This is a genomic window from Mammaliicoccus sp. J-M41, assembly GCF_022385935.1.
Lineage (GTDB): Bacteria > Bacillota > Bacilli > Staphylococcales > Staphylococcaceae > Mammaliicoccus > Mammaliicoccus sciuri_A.
In genome coordinates, this window is sequence record NZ_JAJNIR010000044.1 from 1 (window position 1) to 22,228 (window position 22,228).

The window sequence follows — 22,228 nt, forward strand, 5'->3', positions numbered from 1 at the left end:
TTTGAATTTAAAATCATATTTTTTCCTCATAAGAATGCACCCCAATAATTTGATTTGTTTAGGTCAAATATTTGGGTTCACATCAGACTTGGACAATCTCTTGGCTTAATTATGGCGTTAAGCCAAGACTCAGCTAACCTCCATACTTATCCAACATATTAGCCAAGAGATATTCATTACAAACACCACCCCCAAACCCCACAAAAAAAGACTGGCAACGCATCTTCTAAAGATTTGTTGCCAGTCTTCCTATTATTCATCATTGTATGAAGGTTCTAAGTTAAATATATTAATTTAGTTTTACCAAAGCTTGCCTTCTCCTAATCCTTTGGCTCCTGGTGCTGGATCTGTGAACATTTGTCCGATAGGGACTGTATATGCGATTAAGATAAGCAATACTGTCACGATGATTAAGAATCTCCAGTTCTCAACAAATTTAATGACTGGTTGTTCTTCGTCCAATGCTTCTGATACTGGATATTCTTCTTCGCCTTTAGGTGATAAGAAGGCTAAGTGTATAAACACCATTACGACTAATATTATAGAAATAAATAAAATTGTTCCCCCAACTGCTTGTAGTACTTGATATGGTATCCATTCAGCAGCTTGTTTAGCACCGCCATATTCTGAATATGTTGATCTTCTTGGTGCACCTTTTACTAATCCAACATAGTGCATCGCGCCACTCATAATTGTCATACCGATTGCCCAAGTATAACCTTGCATAAGTGCTAATTTATTTGTGAATTTAGTTAGTTTTCTACCTGTACAATGAGGTATTAACCAGTACATAATTCCGAAGAATGTCATGATGACTGCTGAAGCGATTGTTAAATGGAAGTGTCCAGTTACCCAAATTGTATTATGAATTAATCCGTTCATTTGTGCAGATGCGTTTACTAAACCACCTGCGCCACCTGGGATAAAGGCTAACATACCTAAGAATGGTAATACGAATCTTGCGTCATTCCATGGTAAAGATTTAAACCATGTGAATAATCCTTTATAGCCTTTAGAACGTCCGTAATTTTCAAATGTTGCAAACAGACTAAATGCTGTCATCATTGAAGGTATGACAACCATAAATGTTAATACAACTTGTAAGTATTTCCATGTATCATCAATACCTGGTTCAACTAATTGGTGGTGTATCCCAACTGGAATACTGAAGAATAAGAATAGCATAAATGACATTCTTGCTAAGTTGTCAGAGAATGCTTTTGCACCGATAATCTTTGGCACAATTGCATACCAACACATGTAAGCTGGTAACAACCAGAAATAAACAAGTGCATGACCAAAATACCAAAATAATGTTCTACTTAATGTTACGTCTACTCTTTCAACTAAACCTAATGACCAAGGAATTAATTGAAGAAGTACTGTCGCAGCAACACCTAATGAACATACAATCCACATTACCCCGTTAATAGCTACCATGTAGCTTAGTAGGGGAGATTTCTTACCTGGATTCTTCTTCTTAAATTCTACATATTTTAAAATTTGTCCAACTGTAGAAATCCAGCTACCTACAACAACAAGCGCCATACCAATATAGAAAATAGCATGTGCTTTTAATGGTGCATAAAAAGTATATAAAACAGTGGCTTTGTTTAATAGAACCATTGTTGCTGCCATGAGCGTTCCAATAATCATTACCCAAAATCCAACCCAACCGAACTTTCTTTGTACAGACGTTAAATGTCCAGATGTCTTAGCTACTGCAGAAAATTGAAAGCCTAAGATAAAGAAAGTTGTCAGTACTAATGCTAATACGATACCGTGCACTGTTAAGATTTGATAATAAGAAATTTGTTTAGGTAATTGTAAATATCCTGATCTTACTAATGTTTGTAACAAACCTGCTAATCCACCAAGGACTAAACAACCAATAGCTACATACATATGCGCCATCACAAGTCTGCTATCATTCTTATTTAATCGTGTTATCATTTTTTATCCACAACCTTTATCATCGACTTCATATCTGCATGTCCGATACCACAATATTCATTACAGATGATTAAATATTCGCGTTTCTCATTGAATGTCTTGTAATATTCACTAATATGTCCAGGTTCTAACATCATGTTGACGTTTGTGCCTGGTAAACTAAATCCATGCAAAGTATCTTTACTTGTCGCAATGATTTTTACTTTTGAACCTTTAGGAATTTCGACTTTACCCGGCTGATAATTGAAAGCTGAAGCAAGAATAACTAATTCATAGTCGTAATCTTTGCCGCTAACTTTGTGTAAACCTGGTTTGTTGAAAGGTTCGATTTGATCGACTTTATCAGGATTAACATAGTCTCTACCAGAAGCGGCTGGCGTGTGTCCATTATGCAAACCTGTAATCATCAAAATTGTTAAGAAAATGACTAATGAGCTAATGCCGACTTTTAGCCATACTTTTTCGTATTTATGCACAGATTTCACCCCTTAAATTCTTACTAAAAATAAAATAAAACAAATTACCCATAATACTGCAAAGATGCCTCCCAATGTGAAAACTGAATACAGTGTGCCTCTTAAATCCAGATCATCATGAGAGTGGTCATCAGTCTTCTTGTTTAGGTCATTATTTTGGACTGTCATTTTATTCATCCTTTCTTATATTCTCTTCATTATTTATAATAGAATAGAGATTAAATAATTAATGTGATGTAAATCACACTATTTAAATTATTTGTGTAAAAATAAAGGGGAATTAAAATGGATCGTAATCAAGCATCATTAGATTTACTTTATAAATTAAAAAAAGAAATTGAAAAGTCATCTAACCAACCATTAATTAAACAAATCAATGAAATGATTAAAAAAATATATAACGAACAATATACAGTGAGTTTTGTCGGACATTTTTCAGCAGGGAAATCTACATTAATTAATAAAGTTATCGGACAAAATATATTACCAAGTTCTCCTGTCCCTACGACAAGCAACACAGCACAACTGATTTCTTCAGATAAAAACAGCATTTCCGTTAATTTAAACAACAATCAATATACAGTTGTAGATAATCAAGAAGATGTTAAAAGGCTTAACACTGAAGATAGAGAAGTGGAATCTATCGAAATTGAATTTACATCAGATAAATTCAATAAAGGCTTTACTTTTCAAGATACACCTGGTGTCGATTCAATGAGTGACAATCATAGAGAAAGTGCTTTTCAATATTTGCTGACATCTAATTATGTATTTTATACAGTCGACTATAATCATGTGCAGTCGGATATGAATTTTAATTTTATTAAATCGTTAAACAAGCTGGATATTCCGGTTATATTGGTCGTCAACCAAGTCGATAAACATGACGAAGATGAAATCTCGTTTGATACATATAAAAATCGTGTTAACAAAGCCGTTACAGATTGGAAACTGAATTTAGAGAAGATATTTTATGTTTCTAAATATGATACGCCGAACAATGAGAAGCAGTTATTTAATCAATATATCCATCAGCTTGATCAACAACGTACGGAACACCAAGTATTTATTGACCGTGTGACGAATTACATTAAACAAGAACAGCTGAAATATATTAATCAACATATGGAAACGATTCTTTCTGATATTGATTCTACTGAAGAAACATTTGATGACGATTATCAAGCATACAAAGAGAAATTCAACGTCCAAAGTGAACAATCATTAATTCAAGATAAAGATCAGTTCACTTCAAATTTAAAAGAAAAGCGCAAAGAAATTTTAGATAACGCTTATTTGATGCCATATGAAATGCGAGAAACGATTCGTCAATATTTAGAAACAACGGCTAAGGACTATAAAGTTAAAGGATTATTTAATAAAGATAAGAAGAAAGCGATGATTCAAGATGAAACGCTTGAACAAGTGAAAGAAGCTTTAGACATCAAAATTCACGATGAAATTACGAAAGTATGGATTAAATCATTAGAGAACTTGAACAAATACATTCAAGATGCGGACTTATTCGAGAAAATCATCAACCAGCAATATACGATTAGTAAAGAAGAATTAAGTGATCATGTACAAGAGCAAACATCGATTACAAATGATTACGTGTTAATTTATTCTAAAGGCATTACAGAAATGATTAATCGAAAAATACGCAATGAAACAAATCAATTAATAGAAGAAATCGTTAATTCGAGTGAAGTGCATAACGAGTCTAATGAAGAAACGAATCAATTGAATGAATATGAAACATATGTTGAATTTAAGAATTTAAAAACATCACTTATCACAAACAATTATCAACATTATTATATTCATCTTGATGAATCTATCGATAAATTAATAGATAGACATTTCATTAATATAAATGAGCTTGACCTAGAAGATAAGAAAGAAGCGAAACAACAATACAAAGAAGTTCAAACGGAACATCAAGAAAATAACTTGCAACAACTTAAAGATCAAATCAATCATTTAAAGAAACTGCCTTTATTTGAAGGTGAAGTGCATAACATTGAAAGCCAAGTTGAAAGAATAGAGAATAACATCACAAAGATTGCTGTATTTGGAACATTTAGTGCAGGTAAGAGTAGTTTAATTAATGCTATTTTACAAAAGCCAGTGCTACTAAGTTCACCGAATCCAACGACAGCAAGTATTACTGAAATTAGCTACGGTACTGAACAAGAAGTGACATTTAAGACTTATGAGCAATTATTAGAAGAGATTAATCATATAACAGAGTTCGCCAATAAACAGTACTCAACAATTGAATCATTCATTGACGATAAAGATATTAAACAACATGCATCATTATCTAGTAATCATTTAGCATTCTTTGAAGCAATCGAGACGAACTTTAATCATTACAAAGATATCTTAAAAGAAGGCAAATCTGTCGCATTCGATATAGAAGAATTAGAAAAGTTAACAGCTGATGATACACATGCTGCATTTGTACACAAAATTAATTTAAGACTTGAAGAAGAATGGTTAAAAGACAAGATTATAATCGATTCACCAGGTCTTAATTCTAATAACCAAAGACATACGAGAGAGACTGAACAAATTATTGCATCAAGTGACTTAATTATTTATGTGAGTTATTATAATCATGCCTTTACTGATAAAGACGGTGAGTTCTTAACTTATATGCGTGATATGAATAATTTACAACAATCACAAGGTTTGAAATTTGTTATTAACGCCATTGATTTAGCAGAATCTGAAGAAGATAAACAAGCTGTTATATCTTACGTAGAATCATCATTAGATGCATTGAACATCAAACCAGAATGTTATCCAGTTTCAAGTAAACAAGCACTGAAATCACATGATGACGAGTTCAAACGACTTATGAACGCGTTAGATCACTTTGTTAAAGTTGAAAGTAAGCAAGTTCTAAAGTCACAAGTAGAATCTAGAATTAAACAACTGACGAATGAATTAGAACAAATGGTGCATACGTATAGACAAGATAAAGTACAACTTGAAAAGAGAAAATCAACTTTACTCAGTTATAAAGATAAACAGAACTTCACAAATCAAATTGTGATTAAATCACATCATCAACTGGAAAAAGAAATTCACGATCAACTGTATTACTTGAAAGACAGATTGAATATACAATTAAATGATATCGTCAAAAAACATTTCAATACATCGACCGTTACGGATCAATTTAAACAATCTCTTCAAATGAGTACGAAATATTATGTAGATGATTTAAATCAGAAATTAAGTTTGGAAAGCTCGCTTATCGTAGAAAGATTAAAGAATTTTTATGCGAGAACATTTGATGATTTATTAACACCAACAATTGTTGAATTAAATGATGCTTCTATTTTAATCTCTAAGTTTAAACATGAGTTTGAAAATGAAATTAATCCAGAACCGATTAGCATTCACGTTCAAGATATTGCGAAACAAACAATCAGTTCGGTGAGTAAGAAAGATTTAATTAAGACATCTAAAGTAAAAGAAACGCAAAATGCAATTTTAAATGATACAATGAAGCTTATCGACCATCCAATCGTGACGTTTAATGAAGCGTTAACTAATAATTTGGCACATTATGATACAATAGGTGAGTCGTACATCGATCAATATAATCAAGAGACGATTCATCTTATTGAAGATTACTTGTCTGTAAATATTGATAATGATGTCATAGAAAAAATCGAAAACGTCTTAAAAGAGATATAAAGGAGCATAATATGAGTAACAAAATATTATTAATAGATGGTATGGCTTTATTATTTAGACATTTTTATGCAACAAGCATTCATAAACAGTTTATGAGAGATTCTAAAGGAATTCCTACGAATGCTGTACAAGGATTTATTAGACATTCTTATACAGTAATCAATGATATTAAACCGACACATGTTGCCGTATGTTGGGATATGGGATCTAAGACTTTCAGAAATGATATGTTTGAAGCATATAAATCAAATAGGGTTGCACCACCTGAAGAAATGATTCCACAATTTGACCGAGCGAAAGAAATCGCTGAGAAATTAGGACTACTCAATTTAGGTATTACGAATTATGAAGCGGATGATGTCATTGGGACAATTAGTAAACGCGCTCAAGAAAAAGGGCATGAAACATATGTCGTGAGTGGTGACCGAGACTTATTACAATGTATAAATACAGATGTTGATATATGGCTGACGAAAAAAGGATTCAATATTTACAATAAATATGATATTCATAAGTTTAGAGAAGAATATGGTTTAGAGCCACATCAATTAGTAGATGTTAAAGCATTTATGGGTGACACAGCTGATGGTTATCCAGGTGTTAAAGGTATCGGTGAGAAAACAGCGATTAAATTGATACAACAATATCAATCTGTTGAAAATGTTCTTGAAAACATTAACGAATTAACAGCAGGACAACAAAAGAAAATCATCACGTATCGAGATGACTTAGCAATGTCGAAACAACTTGCTCAAATTCATACAGATGTACCATTAGAAACAGAAGATTTACTGAATCAAATGACATATCATCATGAAATCGAACAATCTATCGAAATCTGTAATGAACATGAATTATTCGTATCAAGTAAATATTTAACTACGAACTTCTTATAATTAAACGCAAAAAGCATATCACGCGCCGTCGTGATATGCTTTTTATTTATGCTTTAATTGTTTTCTTAAGGCAGTTTGTGCCAATTGATTGGCTTCTTTATTTTGAGCTCGTGGAATCCACTTTACAAATATTAAATCAAATTGACGTTCTAATTCTTTAAATAGCTCGAAATAGGGTTTGAACGTAGGATTTTTGACAAAATCTTTATCAATACTATCTGCAATTAATTTCGAATCTGTATAAATCAACGCATTACCAACTTCTAATTCAGTCGCATGTTGTATAGAGAAGATTAACGCTTCCCATTCAGCACAATGATTATCCATTTCACCTATATATGAAGTAAAATGATGTCTCGCATCATCCGTAATAATGACGCATGCACAACAACTCTCTCCAGGATTGCCTTTAGAAGAGGCGTCAAAATATATTTGCGGCATTTCAATCAACTCTTTCAAATTATTTACCTTCTCATCTAATTTACACGAACGATAAACAGACTTCAATAAATGGTCATAATATCTTTAATTCAGACTTAATAATTCTTCATCAAAATTGTACATAATATTACAAGTTGTAAAAATAGTATATATAAATTATAGAGTTATGGATAAATAGTATTTGAAATTGACATTAAAAGTGATATACTAATTCAGAACGAAATATAATTTTGTTCATATCTTATGTGTGGATAATCTTAACGGAAGGAGAGTTAGTTTCGCACGACCATTCACATATTAATAGTGTGCACTTCACTCATATATCTGAGATTCATTAATAGAATATATACTGAACACATTACTAATGAGATAGAGACAAAATAGTAACGGGGGAAACTCAGCCATAAGTAAAGTTGCCTTTTATGAAATTTTATAGTAAAGGGGCTTGCTAATGGATAAGCAACGGAAATTACAGAAGTTTAGTATCCGTAAGTACACGGTAGGAACGTGTTCGATACTAATCGGTACGCTTATATTCTTAGGCTTACCAACTCACGATGCATTTGCATCTGAAAATGTAATTCAAAAACATGCACAAGAAGAAAAAGCAGAAGGCAAATCAACAGATCCAGTTGAAGAAGCATCTGCAATCGAAGAATCATCAAATGTAGAAGAAACTAAAGAAATCGGTACAGCGGAAACACCAGCAGAACAACCACAAGAAGAAGCAACTACCGAAGCACCTGCAGTTGATGAAACAACACAAGATACAACAACTAACGAAGAATCAACTACAGAAGATAAATCAACTACAGAAGAAGCATCAACAGAAGAAGCAACAAAAGTTGATACAGTAGCACCAGAAGCTGCTAAAGTTGAAACTGCTGAAAAAGCAGAACAACCAAAAGCTGAATCAACAGAAGTAGCTAAAGAAGAAACTACTACTGAAGCAGCAACAGAAACTGCAGAACCAGCAGTTAATACTGTAGATGCAGTACAACCAGCAAGTGTTGAAGAAACACCTGCAGTAGATACACCGACAGTAGAAGCAACAGTTACAAATACAATTTCTGATGTAGATACAAGCAGCGTGTCATCTAAATCACTTGAAGACATTGTTAATGATCAAAACAAAGACAAAGTCGAAGCAACAACATTAGAACAACCTTCAAGACAAGCACCAAGATCAGGTGAAAGTTATGGAAGTGTGTTTAGAGCAGCAGAGCTTCAAACACGTAATGTAAGTAACTGGGTTGAGTACTTTAGAGCACTTGAAGACAAAAATGTTGGAACAATCAATTTCACTCAAGATATCTCAATGCCTGCTTCTACAAGAGGACCAGCAGGTGCGAAATATAATCACATTACATTAAGTAACAATCCAAGAGCGATAACTGTTAACTTAAATGGTCACGTATTCGATGCTAAAGATAACTTCATTGAAGTACCTGCAAATGGTAATAACCAACCAGCTTGGAATTTCACATTTAATAATGGTGAAATCAGAACAGCTAGTAGAACAAACAATGCAGCTGGCGGGAAAACAATGGTATTTTCGAGTTCAAAAATGGTTCACACGATCATGTGCTTAATTTAAGAAACATTACACATACTGGTGGAACATTAATTAATGACGATAAATTAGAAGTTAACTTACTAGAATCATTCACAAGTCATAACAATGGTGAAAGTGGTAAAGACAAAAACATTACTATAGGTGCAAATGTTATTAGATCATCTGAAAATAGTACTATCAACATGGATATGAGTACTAAAGGTAAAATCTTTAAAGTTTACGGAAGTAACAATAACACAACTAATGCAAGAAAATACCTCAACGGTAACCTTTCATTTGGTCATCATTCAACAGTTACTTTAAATACTTCATCAGAAAATCCATTTGATGAATATAATGCACATACAATCTTCTCAACTGAAGGAGATGGGGTCCGTATTGTTTTAGGTAACGATAGTACGATTAATTTAACTGGACAAGATATTTTTAGTTATGGTGTTGGCCAAGGATTAGGTAGTGACGGAGAATATGGTATGTTAAATACCGGACAAAGAACTACTATCAATATCAAGCAAAAAGGTAATGGTAACATTATAAACATGCACGGTGGTTCAGTTGTCAATATAGAAAGAGATGCCGTGTTCAATGCTGTATCTGAAAATAAACTAAATGGAGATGCTAGAAAAAATAACCTTATTGGTTTGAACTCTAACTCTACATTTAATGTACATGAAAATGCTGTATTTAAAGTTGATGCTAGAAACCATCAGATTGATGATAAAGGTAAAAAAGGTGGTAACAACCCTGTTATGACTTTACCTGTATCTGGTGCAACAAAATCAGCAGTAATTCTTAAAGAGAATTCAACTTTTGATATTAAATCAGATAATCCAGATTATCATTCTGAATTAATTGGATTTGGTAATGTTGGTGGCGGAAATGGTGAAAGAGGTATCTTCATTGAAGGTACAGTGAAATACTTCAACTTGCAACGTACTGGCATTGTTTCAGGTGGTGACGCAGGAACATACTTCCAACCTACTGGTAATGTGACACTTATATATGGAGATCTTACTAAAGACAATGTGCTTAAATGGTCTGGTAATCATGAGGTAAGAACTTGGGATGCTCGCCAGTTTAGTGGAAAAGGTATGTACGATTCAGATATTGATAGTAATGTTTCGCATATTTGGGAAAACATCTCAAATTTCTCATCAGTTGTAGCTGGTAAACACACAAAATCAGGTTCTACTACTGTAAACGAAGGAAAATCAACGCTTGAAAGTAATAACGGTTTATCAATTAAAGATCTTGATCTCGGTAGTAACCAACGTTTCTTATTGATTGGTAACACGGATGCCAAAGCAAATGATCCGAATTACGGAGAAGAATATAAAGAAACAAGTCCAGGTACTGCTACTGAATTACCTATTACTACACCTGAAAACAAACCATTACCAGATAATACGACATTCAAAATTCCAAAAAATGTTATTATTCCGGATGGTTGGACATTTTCATTTGATGATAAGGGTAATATAACTATTACACCTTCGGCTGATGCGAAAACTAATCATACTTATGATTTTCCGGTTGAAATTACTTACCCAGACGGTTCTACTGAAATCGTTCCTGTTAAAGTTGTAGTCGAAAAACCTGCTGACAAACCAGCTGGTAAGACTCAAGCTGATGACAATACACCTGGATATGGTTCTAAAGATCAAGGTCCAACTCCAGTTAAACCTGGTACATCAACTCATATCCCACAAACTGGTGATAAAGAGTTACCACCTGGTACGAAGTTTGAAGTACCTTCAGACAAAGTTCCAATTGGATGGACTGTAACTGTAGATCCTAACACTGGTGACATTACAGTTGTTCCACCTAAGAATGTAACACCTGGTACTAAAGTTGATATTCCAGTAACTGTTACTTACCCTGATGGTTCTAAACAAACTGTAACTGTTGGTGTTGTAGTTGAAAAAGCTTCTGATAACACAGATGCTGGTTCTAGCAATATGAATGGTATGGATAGCAAAGCTGCTGATCATGCTGGACATATGGCACAAACTGAACAACAACAAAGCACTAATGGTATGGAAAGTTCTAAAGATAACATGATGAATAAAGATAGCAAAGAACAAGCAAAAGTATTACCAGACACTGGTGAAACACCTGCTGAAAATGCTACTTTATTCGGAAGCTTATTCGCAGGACTTGGCTCATTATTCTTATTCGGTCGTCGTAAAAAAGAAGAAGAAGAACAATAAAATATAATGAGTAATAAGAGTCTGGAACATTAATGTTCCAGACTCTTCATTTTTAATTTTATTTAAAATAAAATGATTATTTTCATTTTTGTCTATACATATTTGAATTCAGATTAAAAAAGATTTATATACATATATTGAAATTGAAAGGAATGAAAGAACGTGAATGCTAAACAGCAAATTAAACAAATTATAAATGACCATTCTGATTGTGAAAGGTTATTTATAAGTATAGGCCATCCTAAAGTTAAAGCCGTTGTTAAAAGCTTTAAATTATCGAACAGTAATCAAATGATTAAATTTATCGAAACATATCGTAAGAAGAGTGGTAAAGCGGCTAAATGGATTAAAATTGATATTGTAACATCTGTTGAAGACATCCCATTTGAAGATTTAAAAGAAAACTTAGTTCATACAACTAGAAATCATGTTGAGTATGGTTTTGCATTAGATTCCAATTGGCATCCAGCATTTTTACCAGAAGAAATAAACAGCAATGCTTTTATTAGACCTACAAACGAGAAAGGGATATTCATACTTTCTGAGAAAAATATCAATCATTATTTAAGAAAGTATAAGAAGAATTATAATTTGTATTTACACAAAGATTATGATGGCAAAGTAGTTCAGAGATTCTATACAAAGAGTTTCTTTATTGAAGAAGAACAGGTTATAAATTTAGAACAAGAAGGTTACAAGAAAGGGTTAAGACCAATAGATAATCTTCCAGTTGAAATTAATCGTATGATTCATACGAATACAGATTATTTGATGAATCTTATACAAGATAATGGTAAGTATCATTATGGCTATTTTCCACACTTTGATATCAATATCAATACTTATAACAATTTATGTCATAGTTCGACAACATATGCATTTATTAAATCATTATCTTATTTGAAGAAGAATGTAAGTATAGCTAAGAAACCGATAGATTACATTATCAATCATTATTTATATAAACATGACGGTGCAACTTATGTATTTGATGACACACACTATATTAATGAGATTAAATTAGGTCAGAACGCTGCATTTATACTAGCTGTATGTGGTTATATACAATACGGTCGCTCTAATAAGAAGTATTTAAAAGTAGCTCAAAATGTTGCGAAAGGCTTATTAAATATGATTGATGAGAACGGAGAAACAACTCATGTGTTGAATTATCCAGATTTATCAGTTAAAGATTCATTTAGAGTCATTTATTATGAAGGTCAAGCAGCTTTAGCGTTATTAAAATTATATCAACTGGATCAAAATGAAGAATGGTTGAATACTGCCAAATTACTTTATGAAAAATTTATTCAAAAATCATATTGGAAACACCATGACTACTGGTTAAGTTATAGTACATAAGTATTGATTCAAATAGAACCAGAAGAAAAATATTATCAATTTGCTTTTCAAAATTTAGGAGAACATTTGAAGAATGTACAAAATCGTCAATCTACAGATCCATTATTACTAGGCATGTTAATGGCTACATATAATATAGTAGAAAGTGCGAAACAACATGACCAATCTGAGTTGATTAAACAATATATTGACGTTGATTTATTGGTTGATACGATTCATAGAAGAGCAGATTATATGAGAACAGGTTATTTTTATCCTGAAGTTGCAATGTATTTCCAAAATCCAGAGCGCATATTAGAGGCATTCTATATTAAACATGAAGGTTATCGTGTAGAGATAGATGATATCGAACATTATTTAACAAGTTATGTAGAGTATTTGAAGGTATTCCATCAATAAGAAAATCCTACCTTTTCCATTGAAATGGAGTAGGTAGGATTTTTATTGGATTTGTATGAAATTATTCGCTAATTTTACCATTTCTGTACATTGATTTAGCAATGTAACCAAACGGTACGTTAGATAAAGTTGTGATGAGTTTTAAGAAGTATGTCGTAAAGAATATTTCAAATACAACATTGTTCGGTAAGTTACCATAGAACGCAATCAATACAAAGATCGCTGTATCGACTATTGAACTGACAACTGTACTTCCGTAAGCTCTTATATAGAATGTTCTATCTGAAGAGAATTTCTTCTTAATTAATGTAAATAGTAATACATCTAAATGTTGACCAATGATATATGCAATGATGGATCCAAGTGCAATTCTTGGTACAATATTAAAGATTGTTTCTAGCGCTTCTTGAGAGATATCTTCCTGTGCAGGAATAAACGCTAATGAGCACTGTAATAATATAACCATGACGATTACTGAAGAAAATCCAAGCCAAACTGCTTTTCGTGCTTGTTTTCTACCATAGATATCGTTTAATATATCTGTTGCAAGATATATTGATGCGAACATAACATTTCCAAGTGTTGCACTAACTGAAAAGAGTTCTACTGTTTTAATAACCTGTATATTTGCTATAATAGTACCTATAGCAACCCAAACGAACAGGCCAGTTTTCCCAAAAAATCGGTATAGAACGAGCATCAATATAAACGTAACGAAGAAAGTTCCAATACCTATTAATTCATTATACATAACTTTGTTCCTCCTAAATTTTGATATAGCGGGTGTTTAGAAACCGCGATAATCGAACTTATCTATTATACGGCTCAAAGTTATAAAAATCAATAAGCTTTATCGTAAACAATTTGTATGATGAATGTTATAATAACGGTCTAGTAAGGGAGTGACACTCATTTTAGCTCAAGAAGAGAAACAAGCAATTAAACAAATAGATCAATTGATGGAAACATACTGTAAAGGGTGTTTATTAAAGACACATTATAGGGAAACTAAAGGTAAACACCAAGCACATCAGTATTGTATATCGGAATGTTCTATCGGTATACGCATTAAACAATTAGGTAACAAGTTGCAATAAGGAGGATATTATGGAAATTGTTAGAGTTGAACCGACACCAAGCCCAAATACGATGAAAATCGTTTTATCATTTAAGAAAGAAGATAGGTCTTCAAATACTTATACTGAAGTGAATGATCATAATCCAGAATTCATTAACCGTATTCTTCAATTAGATGGTATTAAATCTGTATTCCATGTTATGGACTTTATCGCTGTAGATAAGCGTCCAAAAGAAAACTGGGATACTTTACTTAAAGACGTTACAGCAGCCATCTCTGGTTCAGATCAAGAAGGGGACTTTGCTGAAAAAAAAGTAAACGAACATTTCGGTGAAGTAAAAGCTGAAGTCTTAAAATTTAAAGGTATACCTTATCAAATTAAATTAACAACTCAAGAAGAAGAAAAACGAAAACAACTTCCTGAAATTTATATTGATAGTATGCTAAAAGCGACAAAAGACTCAGATAATGTTGTCTTTTTAAGAAAATGGGAAGATTTAGGTGTACGTTACGGCGAAGTAGAGGAAGTATTAGCAACCGTTCAAGAAGAAATATTAGCTTTGTACCCTAAAGAGAAATTAGAGGCTTTAGTTGAAGAAGCTTTAACAAGTGACATTACCATTCCTGAAAAGCAATTTGTACATGTTGATAAAGAAACGTTTGAACAAGAAGAGGATTGGAAAGTAAAATTAAGAATGTTAAATGACTTTCCAACACCAACAGAAGACGATTATCCATTATTAGATGTCGCGTTAAATGATGAAAAGCCTCAAGTACGCAGAATGGCAATCGTACTATTAGGTATGATTGAATCAAAAGAAACATTACCTTATTTATACAAAGGTATGAAAGATAAAGTTGTTTCTGTTAGAAGAACAGCTGGTGACTGTTTAAGTGATTTAGGATTTAAAGAAGCATTACCAGTAATGATTGAAGCATTAGAAGACCCTCAGAAAATTGTAAGATGGCGTGCAGCTATGTTTATATTTGATGAAGGTGATGAAACTGCTTTAGAAGCATTGAAGAAAAGACAAGACGATCCAGCGTTCGATGTTAAATTGCAAGTACAAATGGCAATTGAAAGAATCGAAAATGGTGAAGAAGCATTAGGTTCTGTTTGGAAACAAATGGCTAATAGAAAGAAAGAGGGATAAAATATGAATGCATATGAACAATACATGAAAGAACTCGCTCAACCAATGAGAAGTGAATTAACTGGACAAGGCTTTGAAAGTTTAGAATCAGCAGAATCAGTTAAAGAATATATGGAGAACGCACAACCGAATGAAACAACATTTATCGTTGTAAACTCTGTATGTGGATGTGCAGCTGGTTTAGCACGTCCTGCAGCTGTTACAGTAGCTCAACAAAATGATAAAAAACCTTCTAGAATCGCTACAGTATTTGCTGGACAAGATAAAGAAGCAACTGAAACAATGAGAGAATATATCGCACAAGTACCATCAAGCCCATCAATGGCATTATTTAAAGGTAACGAGCTTAAGTACTTTATGCCACGTGAACATATTGAAGGAAGAGATATCCAAGAAATCTGTTTGGATATTAAAGACGCTTTTGATGAATACTGTGACTAATATTCGTATCACAACTGCCGTTAAGACAAATGCATCTCTCTACAAACAAGTAGAGGATGCATTTTCTGTGTTATCTAAATTAGCATCCATTCAGAATGTTCAAATCATTAAACGAAGAAAATTAACGATTAATCAATTATTTCAACGAGAAACGACACCATTAATTGTATTTGAAAGTAGTGGACCTAAACTCTATTTCACACCAGATACACCGATATATTTTCACTTAGATACTGTCAAAGTTAAATTGCATATAATGAAACAACATAAGATGCCAGTACTAATTGAAATGTTAGATGAAATAACATCAGACTTTACAACATTTAATTTCATAGATGGCACAATGGGATTTGGACGAGATACGTATTTAATATTAAAGCATTATCAGCAAGCAAATATATATGCAATAGAACAAAATCCACTTATCCATTATGTCATTTCTGAAGGCATGAAACGCTATTTAACGGAAGACGAATTAAGACGAATCCATTATATAAATGATGATTATCACAATTGGGTCGAACAACATTCAGAATTGGTAGATATCTTATATTTAGATCATATGTTTGAACAAACACTTGATGAAGACGATAGAATGGGGGAACTTTCACGAAATATTGAAATACCTTCAGAAATCAAAAGTGTATCGGGGTTCAAATATTTAATCGTAAAAGCACATTATAAAAGCGAGATTTTCAAAAAGTTTAATACAATACAATGTATAAGGAAAAGCACTAAAACACATTATGGACTGAGAATAAATCGAGGTTATAAATTTGAGTGATGGACGTAATCATTTAAAAATACAAAAACTGGGACAAAAGATTGTCCCAGTTTTTGTATATTACCCCTTATTGATACTATTCTGTAATGCACATACTAATCATATAGCATAATAATAAGAAGAACCCTAAAGTAGCAAAAATTTCATTCATTGAAATAGCCTCCTTCATTTTGTTAGCACTTTATTAATTTATATCCATTATACCTAATAATCGTGAAATTTTCTATATTATATCAGTAGTAAATTACCGTTATTTTCGTTAATATAGTAACAGGAGAATATGAAAAAGAGGTGCTCAAATGAATAATTTTGATAAAGCGTATCACGATTTATGTAAAAGGGTATTAGAAGAAGGCGAGAATAAGGACGATAGAACGGGTACGGGTACGATTTCTATATTTGGTCACCAAATGAGATTTGATTTATCTGAAGGTTTTCCGTTATTAACAACTAAAAAGGTTTCTTTTAAATTAATTGCAACTGAGCTTTTATGGTTTATTAAAGGCGATACAAATATAAGATATTTATTACAATATAAGAATAACATTTGGAACGAGTGGGCTTTCAAGAAATGGGTTGAAAGTAATGACTATGATGGTCCTGATATGACGGACTTTGGTCGCCGTTCTTTAGTAGATGATGAATTTAATGAACAATATAAAGCGCAACTTGCGATATTCAAAGATAAGATTCTGAATGATGATGATTTTATGATAAAATACGGTGACTTAGGCAATGTTTATGGTAAACAATGGAGAGATTGGAAAGATCAAGATGGTAAACGATTTGACCAACTTAAGACTTTAATTGAAAACATTAAACAAAATCCTAATTCAAGACGCCATATTATTTCTGCTTGGAACCCAACTGAAATAGATACGATGGCATTACCACCATGTCATACATTATTCCAATTTTATGTGAAAGACGGAAAATTAAGCTGTCAATTATATCAACGAAGTGCAGATATTTTCTTAGGTGTACCTTTTAATATTGCGAGTTATAGCTTATTAACTCATTTAATTGCGAAAGAATGTGGTTTAGAAGTAGGCGAGTTTGTCCATACGTTTGGTGACGCGCATATTTATAAAAACCATATAGACGCAATAAATGAACAACTTTCAAGAGATTCTTACGATGCACCTAAACTTAATATCAACACAGATAAATCATTGTTTGATATTGAATACGAAGATTTAGAAATTGACGGTTATGAATCACATCCAAGTATTAAAGCACCTATTGCAGTTTAAAAAGGAGTAATTTAAATGAAATCAATTATAGTTTGTCATGATCAAAATCGCGTAATTGGCTTAGACAACAAAATGCCATGGCATTTACCAAATGACTTAAAAAGAGTTAAAGCATTGACGACTGGAAATACGATCGTGATGGGAAGAAAAACATTTGATTCTTTAGGTAAGCCATTACCGAATAGACGTAATGTTGTATTAACGACAAATCCATCTTTTGAACACGAAGGTGTCGATGTGATTCATTCTTTAGATGAAATCGATCAACTTGATGGACATATCTTTATCTTTGGTGGTCAAGGACTTTATGAACAAATGATGGACCGCGTTGACGATATGTATGTAACAGTAATAGAAGATAAGTTTCAAGGTGATGCCTTTTTCCCTCCATACGACTTCAAAGATTGGACGGTTCTTTCATCTGAATCTGGCGAACTCGATGAAAAAAACACTTTACCACACACTTATATGCATTTGGAAAGGAAAAAATAGTATGTTAAGAACGACGAAAACAATCGGTTATATTATAGGTTATGCAGCACTTGTGTCTTCACAATTAAACAAAGTTAAACATAAGAAGTCATTGATTAATGATGTCCGCAAACAAGATGAAATGATCTTTTTATATGCAAAAAGATGGGCTTCACGCATTCTAGATTCAGCTGGTGTTACAACACACTTGTCTGGCAATACAGAACCATTTGATGAGCCTGTATTATACATTTCAAATCATGAAGGTAATTTTGATATTCCTGTATTAATTACTCATTTACCACAACCATTTGGATTTATTTCAAAGACAGAAGTTCAAAAAATTCCGTTTTTAAGTCCATGGATGGAAGAAATGAATTGTATATATTTAGATCGTTCAAATAGACGCGCAAGTTTACAAATGATAAAAGATGGTATTAACAAATTAAAAGAACAACATTCTTTATTAATTTTTCCTGAAGGTAGTAGAAGTAAAGGCGGAGAAATGCAAGAATTTAAAGCAGGTTCTTTTAAATTAGCTAAATCAGCTAAAGTTAAAATTGTACCTATTGCGATTTATGGGACATCTAAAATCATGGAAGCTCAAGATTCTAAAAAAATGGTCCCTGGTGATGTTTATGTACACATTCTAGACCCAATTGAGCCTTCTATTTTTGAAGATAAGACCATGCAAGAAGTAAGTCAATTTGTACAAGGAAAAATTAGTAATACTGTTCAATCATTAAAGGAGAATCATTATGTCAAAAATTAAAATAGTTGTTGATTCGACGACAGATTTATCAGCAGACTTTTTAGAAGAAAATAACATTACTGTCGTACCCCTAAATATACTAATCGATGGTGTTACGTACGTAGACCAAGAGGATATTAGCTCAACTGAATTTCTAGAAAAAATGAAAGATGCTAAAGAACTACCTAAAACAAGTCAGCCACCAATTGGTAAAATTGTTGAAACATATGACGCATTAGGAGCAGATGGTTCTGAAATTATTAGTATTCACATGACTTCTGAGTTATCAGGTACATTTAGTGCAGCTCAACAGGCAGCACAAATGACAGAAAGTAAAGTTACTGTTGTGGATAGTCAATTCATTTCATTAGCATATGGATTCCAAATTGAAGAAGTCGTGAAGATGATTAACGCTGGTAAAACTGTTGAAGAAATCGTCGAAGAAATTGAAGTGATTAAAAATAATTTAAGACTATTTGTGGTCATTGGTAATATCGACAACTTAATTAAAGGTGGTAGAATCGGTAAAGCGAAAGGCTTACTCGGTTCATTGATGAATATTAAACCAATTGGCAAATTGATTAACGGAAAAATCGAAATGATGCATAACGCAAGAACACAAAATGCAATTGTTAAATATTTAATGAAAGAATTAGATGTCTTCTTAGAGAATAAAGAACTTATTAAAATTGGTATTGCAGATGCGAATGCAGAACAATTGATGACGAAATTGATGAATACAATTAAAGAAAAGAAAAATTTCCACTTGTTTGATACTGCAGTGACGACACCAGTCGTTTCAACACATACTGGTGAAGGTGCTATTGGCGTGTTCTTCTATGGAAAATAAACATTGGATGAATCATAGAGCTTGGTTTTACGCTTTTATTATATTAATTATTCTAATACTTGGTGCTCTAGCTTATGTATGGTCTCAAATTTCAGACGATACAAACCATCCAACCATAAACACAGAACAAACTAAGAAAGATTTCACCATTTCTTTTGATAATGCACAATTAGAATCGTTAATGAATGCTTCTATGAAAGATTATGATATTCAATCACGCATCACTAAGAAATCATTGTCATTTGATACGCGTACTAAAATTTTAGGTAAAGATATTGATATTACACTTCAAACGAAACCTAAAAAATTAAATAACGATATAATCTATTTCAAAATTCAATCGATAGATATTGGTAAATTAAATATTTCAAATCCATTTATTTTATCTCAAATCAAAAAATATAGTGAACTTCCACCATATATTCATGTAAATCCTAAAGATGAATCATTCAATTTATCTTTAGATCAGTTGGATATTGATAATGTTGAGTCTATACAAATTCAAACATTAGATATTTTAGACAAAAAATGGTACTTTGATATTAAGTTAAAGTAACTTAACATCATTAAAGGAGGTACAACTATGGCATATGCAACGTTAGCTGGGGGATGTTTTTGGTGTTTAGTTAAACCTTTCAATGAATTCCCTGGTATTATTGAAGTGACTTCCGGATATAGTGGTGGTCATGTTGAAAATCCAACTTATGAGGAAGTTTGTACAAATCAAACTGGTCATGTTGAAGCAGTTCAAATTGAATACAATGAAGATGAAACAGACTTTGAAGCTATTTTAGATATATACTTTAAGACTTTTGATCCAACAGATAACAAAGGTCAGTTCTTTGATAGAGGCGAAAGTTATGAACCTGTTATTTTCTATCACGACAAAGAACAAGAAGAAATAGCACATAACAAAATCAATCAATTAAATGAACAAAATATTTTTGATAAACCAGTCATTACGCCAGTTAAACCGTACAAGAACTTTTACCCTGCGGAAGAATACCATCAAGATTATTACTTGAAGAATCCTGCACATTATCAAGGGTATCAACAAGGTTCTGGACGTAAAGCATTTATAGAAAAGTATTGGGGGCGTTAAAATGCTTAAAAAAAGTAAAGATGAATTAAATGAAATGGAATATCTCGTAACACAACAAAATGGTACAGAACCACCTTTTCAAAATGAATATTGGAATCACTTTGAAAAAGGTATTTATGTAGATAAATTATCTGGTAAGCCATTATTCACTTCAGAAGAAAAATTTGAATCTGATTGTGGTTGGCCAAGTTTTTCAAAAGCGTTAGATGATGAAGAAATTATCGAACTTGTTGATAAAACACATGGTATGATCAGAACTGAAGTACGCTCTGAAGATTCAGATAGTCATTTAGGTCATGTCTTTAATGACGGTCCTAAAGAATCTGGTGGCTTAAGATATTGTATTAATTCAGCTGCTGTACAATTTATTCCATATGATAAATTAGAAGATTTAGGGTATGGAGAATTAGTAAATCATTTTAAAAATTAGAGGAGTCGATTGTAATGTTTAAAAAATTATTTGGCGGTAACAAATCAAAAGATACAAATGTTGAAGTATTTGCACCAATTTCAGGTGAATATGTAGCAATTGAAGATATTCCAGATCCAGTATTTGCTCAAAAGATGATGGGTGAAGGATTCGGCATTAAACCAACAGAAGGTGTAGTAGTAGCACCATTTGATGGAGAAGTTGTGAATGTATTCAAACCTTCAAATCACGCTGTAGGTATTAAAGCAGCTAACGGATTAGAAGTATTGGTACACGTAGGTTTAGAAACTGTTCAATTAGGTGGAGAAGGCTTTGAAGCACTTGTTAATACTGGTGATACAGTTAAACAAGGCGATGAGTTATTAAAATTCGACATTGAAACAATCGAATCAAAAGTAAAATCAGTAATCAGTCCTGTGATTATTACAAACACAGATGACGCTGAAGAAATTAATATCGAAAAATTAGAAAGTCTAGTTAAAGGTGAAACTAAGGCTATTGATGTGAAAATGAAATAAATGAAACAATATTCTTTCTATCAATACGCACTAACAAAGCGAAGTGAAAAAAGCGAAGTAGGTAAGTTGGCAGATTTAATCTTCCAAGACTTATCATTTCCTAAATTCACAAACGATTACCACACACTTTCAGATTACTTAGAAACAGAAGCCATGTTCACACAACCAATGAGCGTCTTCGATGATTTATTCGAATCATACGAAGAGTGGTTGAAATTCTAAGGTAAAATAAAACACCTCATTTTCAAGTGGGGCACTGCACCCTTACTAAGGGAGCACAATAAAAACACTATTTTCTAGGCTGCTAATTCCCTATATTCTATAGGGGATAAGTAGCCTAGTTTTTGTTGAATTCTAACTTTATTATAG

23 protein-coding genes are annotated in these 22,228 nt (G+C 32.4%); 19 read left to right on the forward strand and 4 right to left on the reverse strand.

Features of this window, described 5'->3' with window-relative positions; translation table 11 throughout:
* Positions 1-300: 300 nt before the first annotated feature.
* Both LQ686_RS12700 and LQ686_RS12705 read right to left on the reverse strand, forming a co-directional pair.
* Complete coding sequence (locus LQ686_RS12700; RefSeq protein WP_103361642.1) at positions 301-1,953, reverse strand: b(o/a)3-type cytochrome-c oxidase subunit 1; 1,653 nt, start codon at positions 1,951-1,953, stop codon at positions 301-303.
* Positions 1,950-2,429 (reverse strand): cupredoxin domain-containing protein, encoded by a 480-nt coding sequence (locus LQ686_RS12705; RefSeq protein ID WP_103361643.1) that lies wholly within the window; start codon positions 2,427-2,429, stop codon positions 1,950-1,952. The genes LQ686_RS12700 and LQ686_RS12705 overlap by 4 nt, the downstream gene beginning before the upstream one ends.
* Positions 2,430-2,714: 285 nt before the next feature.
* On the opposite strand from LQ686_RS12705, the gene LQ686_RS12710 reads away from it, so the two are divergent.
* Entirely contained in the window at positions 2,715-6,143 is a 3,429-nt protein-coding gene (locus LQ686_RS12710) for a dynamin family protein (protein WP_119489230.1), read from the forward strand.
* 11 nt (positions 6,144-6,154) lie between these two features.
* Positions 6,155-7,039, forward strand: coding sequence for a 5'-3' exonuclease (locus LQ686_RS12715; protein ID WP_103361645.1), 885 nt, complete (start codon positions 6,155-6,157; stop codon positions 7,037-7,039).
* Positions 7,040-7,081: 42 nt separating this feature from the next.
* On the opposite strand, the gene LQ686_RS12720 is transcribed toward LQ686_RS12715, so the two are convergent.
* Positions 7,082-7,480: a ribonuclease HI family protein gene (locus tag LQ686_RS12720; protein ID WP_239733444.1), complete on the reverse strand. Its 399-nt coding sequence runs from the start codon at positions 7,478-7,480 to the stop codon at positions 7,082-7,084.
* 451 nt (positions 7,481-7,931) lie between these two features.
* Between LQ686_RS12720 and LQ686_RS12725 the strand changes: the two genes are divergently transcribed.
* The 4 genes from LQ686_RS12725 (at position 7,932) to LQ686_RS14315 (ending at position 13,027) form a co-directional block, all read left to right on the forward strand.
* Positions 7,932-9,077 (forward strand): pectate lyase-like adhesive domain-containing protein, encoded by a 1,146-nt coding sequence (locus LQ686_RS12725; protein ID WP_107572878.1) that lies wholly within the window; start codon positions 7,932-7,934, stop codon positions 9,075-9,077.
* Complete coding sequence (locus tag LQ686_RS14310) at positions 9,065-11,266, forward strand: YPDG domain-containing protein (RefSeq protein ID WP_182461801.1); 2,202 nt, start codon at positions 9,065-9,067, stop codon at positions 11,264-11,266. The genes LQ686_RS12725 and LQ686_RS14310 overlap by 13 nt, the downstream gene beginning before the upstream one ends.
* A 162-nt stretch (positions 11,267-11,428) precedes the next feature.
* On the forward strand, positions 11,429-12,628 hold the full coding sequence (locus tag LQ686_RS12740; RefSeq protein ID WP_345772685.1) for a poly(glycerol-phosphate) alpha-glucosyltransferase: 1,200 nt from the start codon (positions 11,429-11,431) through the stop codon (positions 12,626-12,628).
* Between the two features lie 3 nt (positions 12,629-12,631).
* Positions 12,632-13,027, forward strand: a complete 396-nt coding sequence (locus LQ686_RS14315; RefSeq protein ID WP_345772686.1) for a hypothetical protein — start codon at positions 12,632-12,634, stop codon at positions 13,025-13,027.
* A 61-nt stretch (positions 13,028-13,088) separates the two neighbouring features.
* Here LQ686_RS14315 and LQ686_RS12745 read toward each other — a convergent pair whose 3' ends face one another.
* Positions 13,089-13,778 carry a queuosine precursor transporter gene (locus LQ686_RS12745; protein WP_103361151.1) on the reverse strand — a complete coding sequence of 230 codons (690 nt, stop codon included), beginning with the start codon at positions 13,776-13,778 and terminating at the stop codon, positions 13,089-13,091.
* A 151-nt stretch (positions 13,779-13,929) separates the two neighbouring features.
* Here LQ686_RS12745 and LQ686_RS12750 point away from each other — a divergent pair, with 151 nt between their 5' ends.
* From LQ686_RS12750 to LQ686_RS12810, 13 genes are all read left to right on the forward strand, one after another.
* Positions 13,930-14,124 carry a zinc-finger domain-containing protein gene (locus tag LQ686_RS12750; protein ID WP_049318859.1) on the forward strand — a complete coding sequence of 65 codons (195 nt, stop codon included), beginning with the start codon at positions 13,930-13,932 and terminating at the stop codon, positions 14,122-14,124.
* 10 nt (positions 14,125-14,134) lie between these two features.
* Positions 14,135-15,259 (forward strand): virulence factor, encoded by a 1,125-nt coding sequence (locus tag LQ686_RS12755; protein WP_107565641.1) that lies wholly within the window; start codon positions 14,135-14,137, stop codon positions 15,257-15,259.
* Positions 15,260-15,262: 3 nt separating this feature from the next.
* Entirely contained in the window at positions 15,263-15,700 is a 438-nt protein-coding gene (locus tag LQ686_RS12760; RefSeq protein WP_025906276.1) for a BrxA/BrxB family bacilliredoxin, read from the forward strand.
* Entirely contained in the window at positions 15,684-16,484 is an 801-nt protein-coding gene (locus LQ686_RS12765; RefSeq protein WP_107565642.1) for a class I SAM-dependent methyltransferase, read from the forward strand. The genes LQ686_RS12760 and LQ686_RS12765 overlap by 17 nt, the downstream gene beginning before the upstream one ends.
* 299 nt (positions 16,485-16,783) lie before the next feature.
* The gene (locus tag LQ686_RS12770; protein ID WP_025906279.1) at positions 16,784-17,737 is read left to right on the forward strand and encodes a thymidylate synthase; all 954 of its coding nucleotides are present in this window, start codon (positions 16,784-16,786) and stop codon (positions 17,735-17,737) included.
* Positions 17,738-17,752: 15 nt separating this feature from the next.
* Complete coding sequence (locus LQ686_RS12775; protein ID WP_037590516.1) at positions 17,753-18,229, forward strand: dihydrofolate reductase; 477 nt, start codon at positions 17,753-17,755, stop codon at positions 18,227-18,229.
* 1 nt (position 18,230) lies between these two features.
* Positions 18,231-18,980 (forward strand): lysophospholipid acyltransferase family protein, encoded by a 750-nt coding sequence (locus tag LQ686_RS12780; protein WP_107565643.1) that lies wholly within the window; start codon positions 18,231-18,233, stop codon positions 18,978-18,980.
* Entirely contained in the window at positions 18,967-19,809 is an 843-nt protein-coding gene (locus LQ686_RS12785; protein ID WP_239733443.1) for a DegV family protein, read from the forward strand. The genes LQ686_RS12780 and LQ686_RS12785 overlap by 14 nt, the downstream gene beginning before the upstream one ends.
* Positions 19,799-20,365 (forward strand): DUF2140 family protein, encoded by a 567-nt coding sequence (locus LQ686_RS12790; protein WP_107596830.1) that lies wholly within the window; start codon positions 19,799-19,801, stop codon positions 20,363-20,365. The genes LQ686_RS12785 and LQ686_RS12790 overlap by 11 nt, the downstream gene beginning before the upstream one ends.
* A 27-nt stretch (positions 20,366-20,392) precedes the next feature.
* Positions 20,393-20,911, forward strand: a complete 519-nt coding sequence (msrA, locus tag LQ686_RS12795; protein WP_037560246.1) for a peptide-methionine (S)-S-oxide reductase MsrA — start codon at positions 20,393-20,395, stop codon at positions 20,909-20,911.
* Between the two features lies 1 nt (position 20,912).
* A complete protein-coding gene (gene msrB, locus LQ686_RS12800; RefSeq protein WP_025906285.1) occupies positions 20,913-21,341 on the forward strand; it encodes a peptide-methionine (R)-S-oxide reductase MsrB in 429 nt (142 codons plus the stop codon).
* A 14-nt stretch (positions 21,342-21,355) separates the two neighbouring features.
* A complete protein-coding gene (locus LQ686_RS12805; protein ID WP_025906286.1) occupies positions 21,356-21,859 on the forward strand; it encodes a PTS sugar transporter subunit IIA in 504 nt (167 codons plus the stop codon).
* On the forward strand, positions 21,860-22,081 hold the full coding sequence (locus LQ686_RS12810) for a YozE family protein (protein WP_025906287.1): 222 nt from the start codon (positions 21,860-21,862) through the stop codon (positions 22,079-22,081). It begins immediately after the preceding gene.
* The last annotated feature ends 147 nt before the right edge of the window (positions 22,082-22,228 follow it).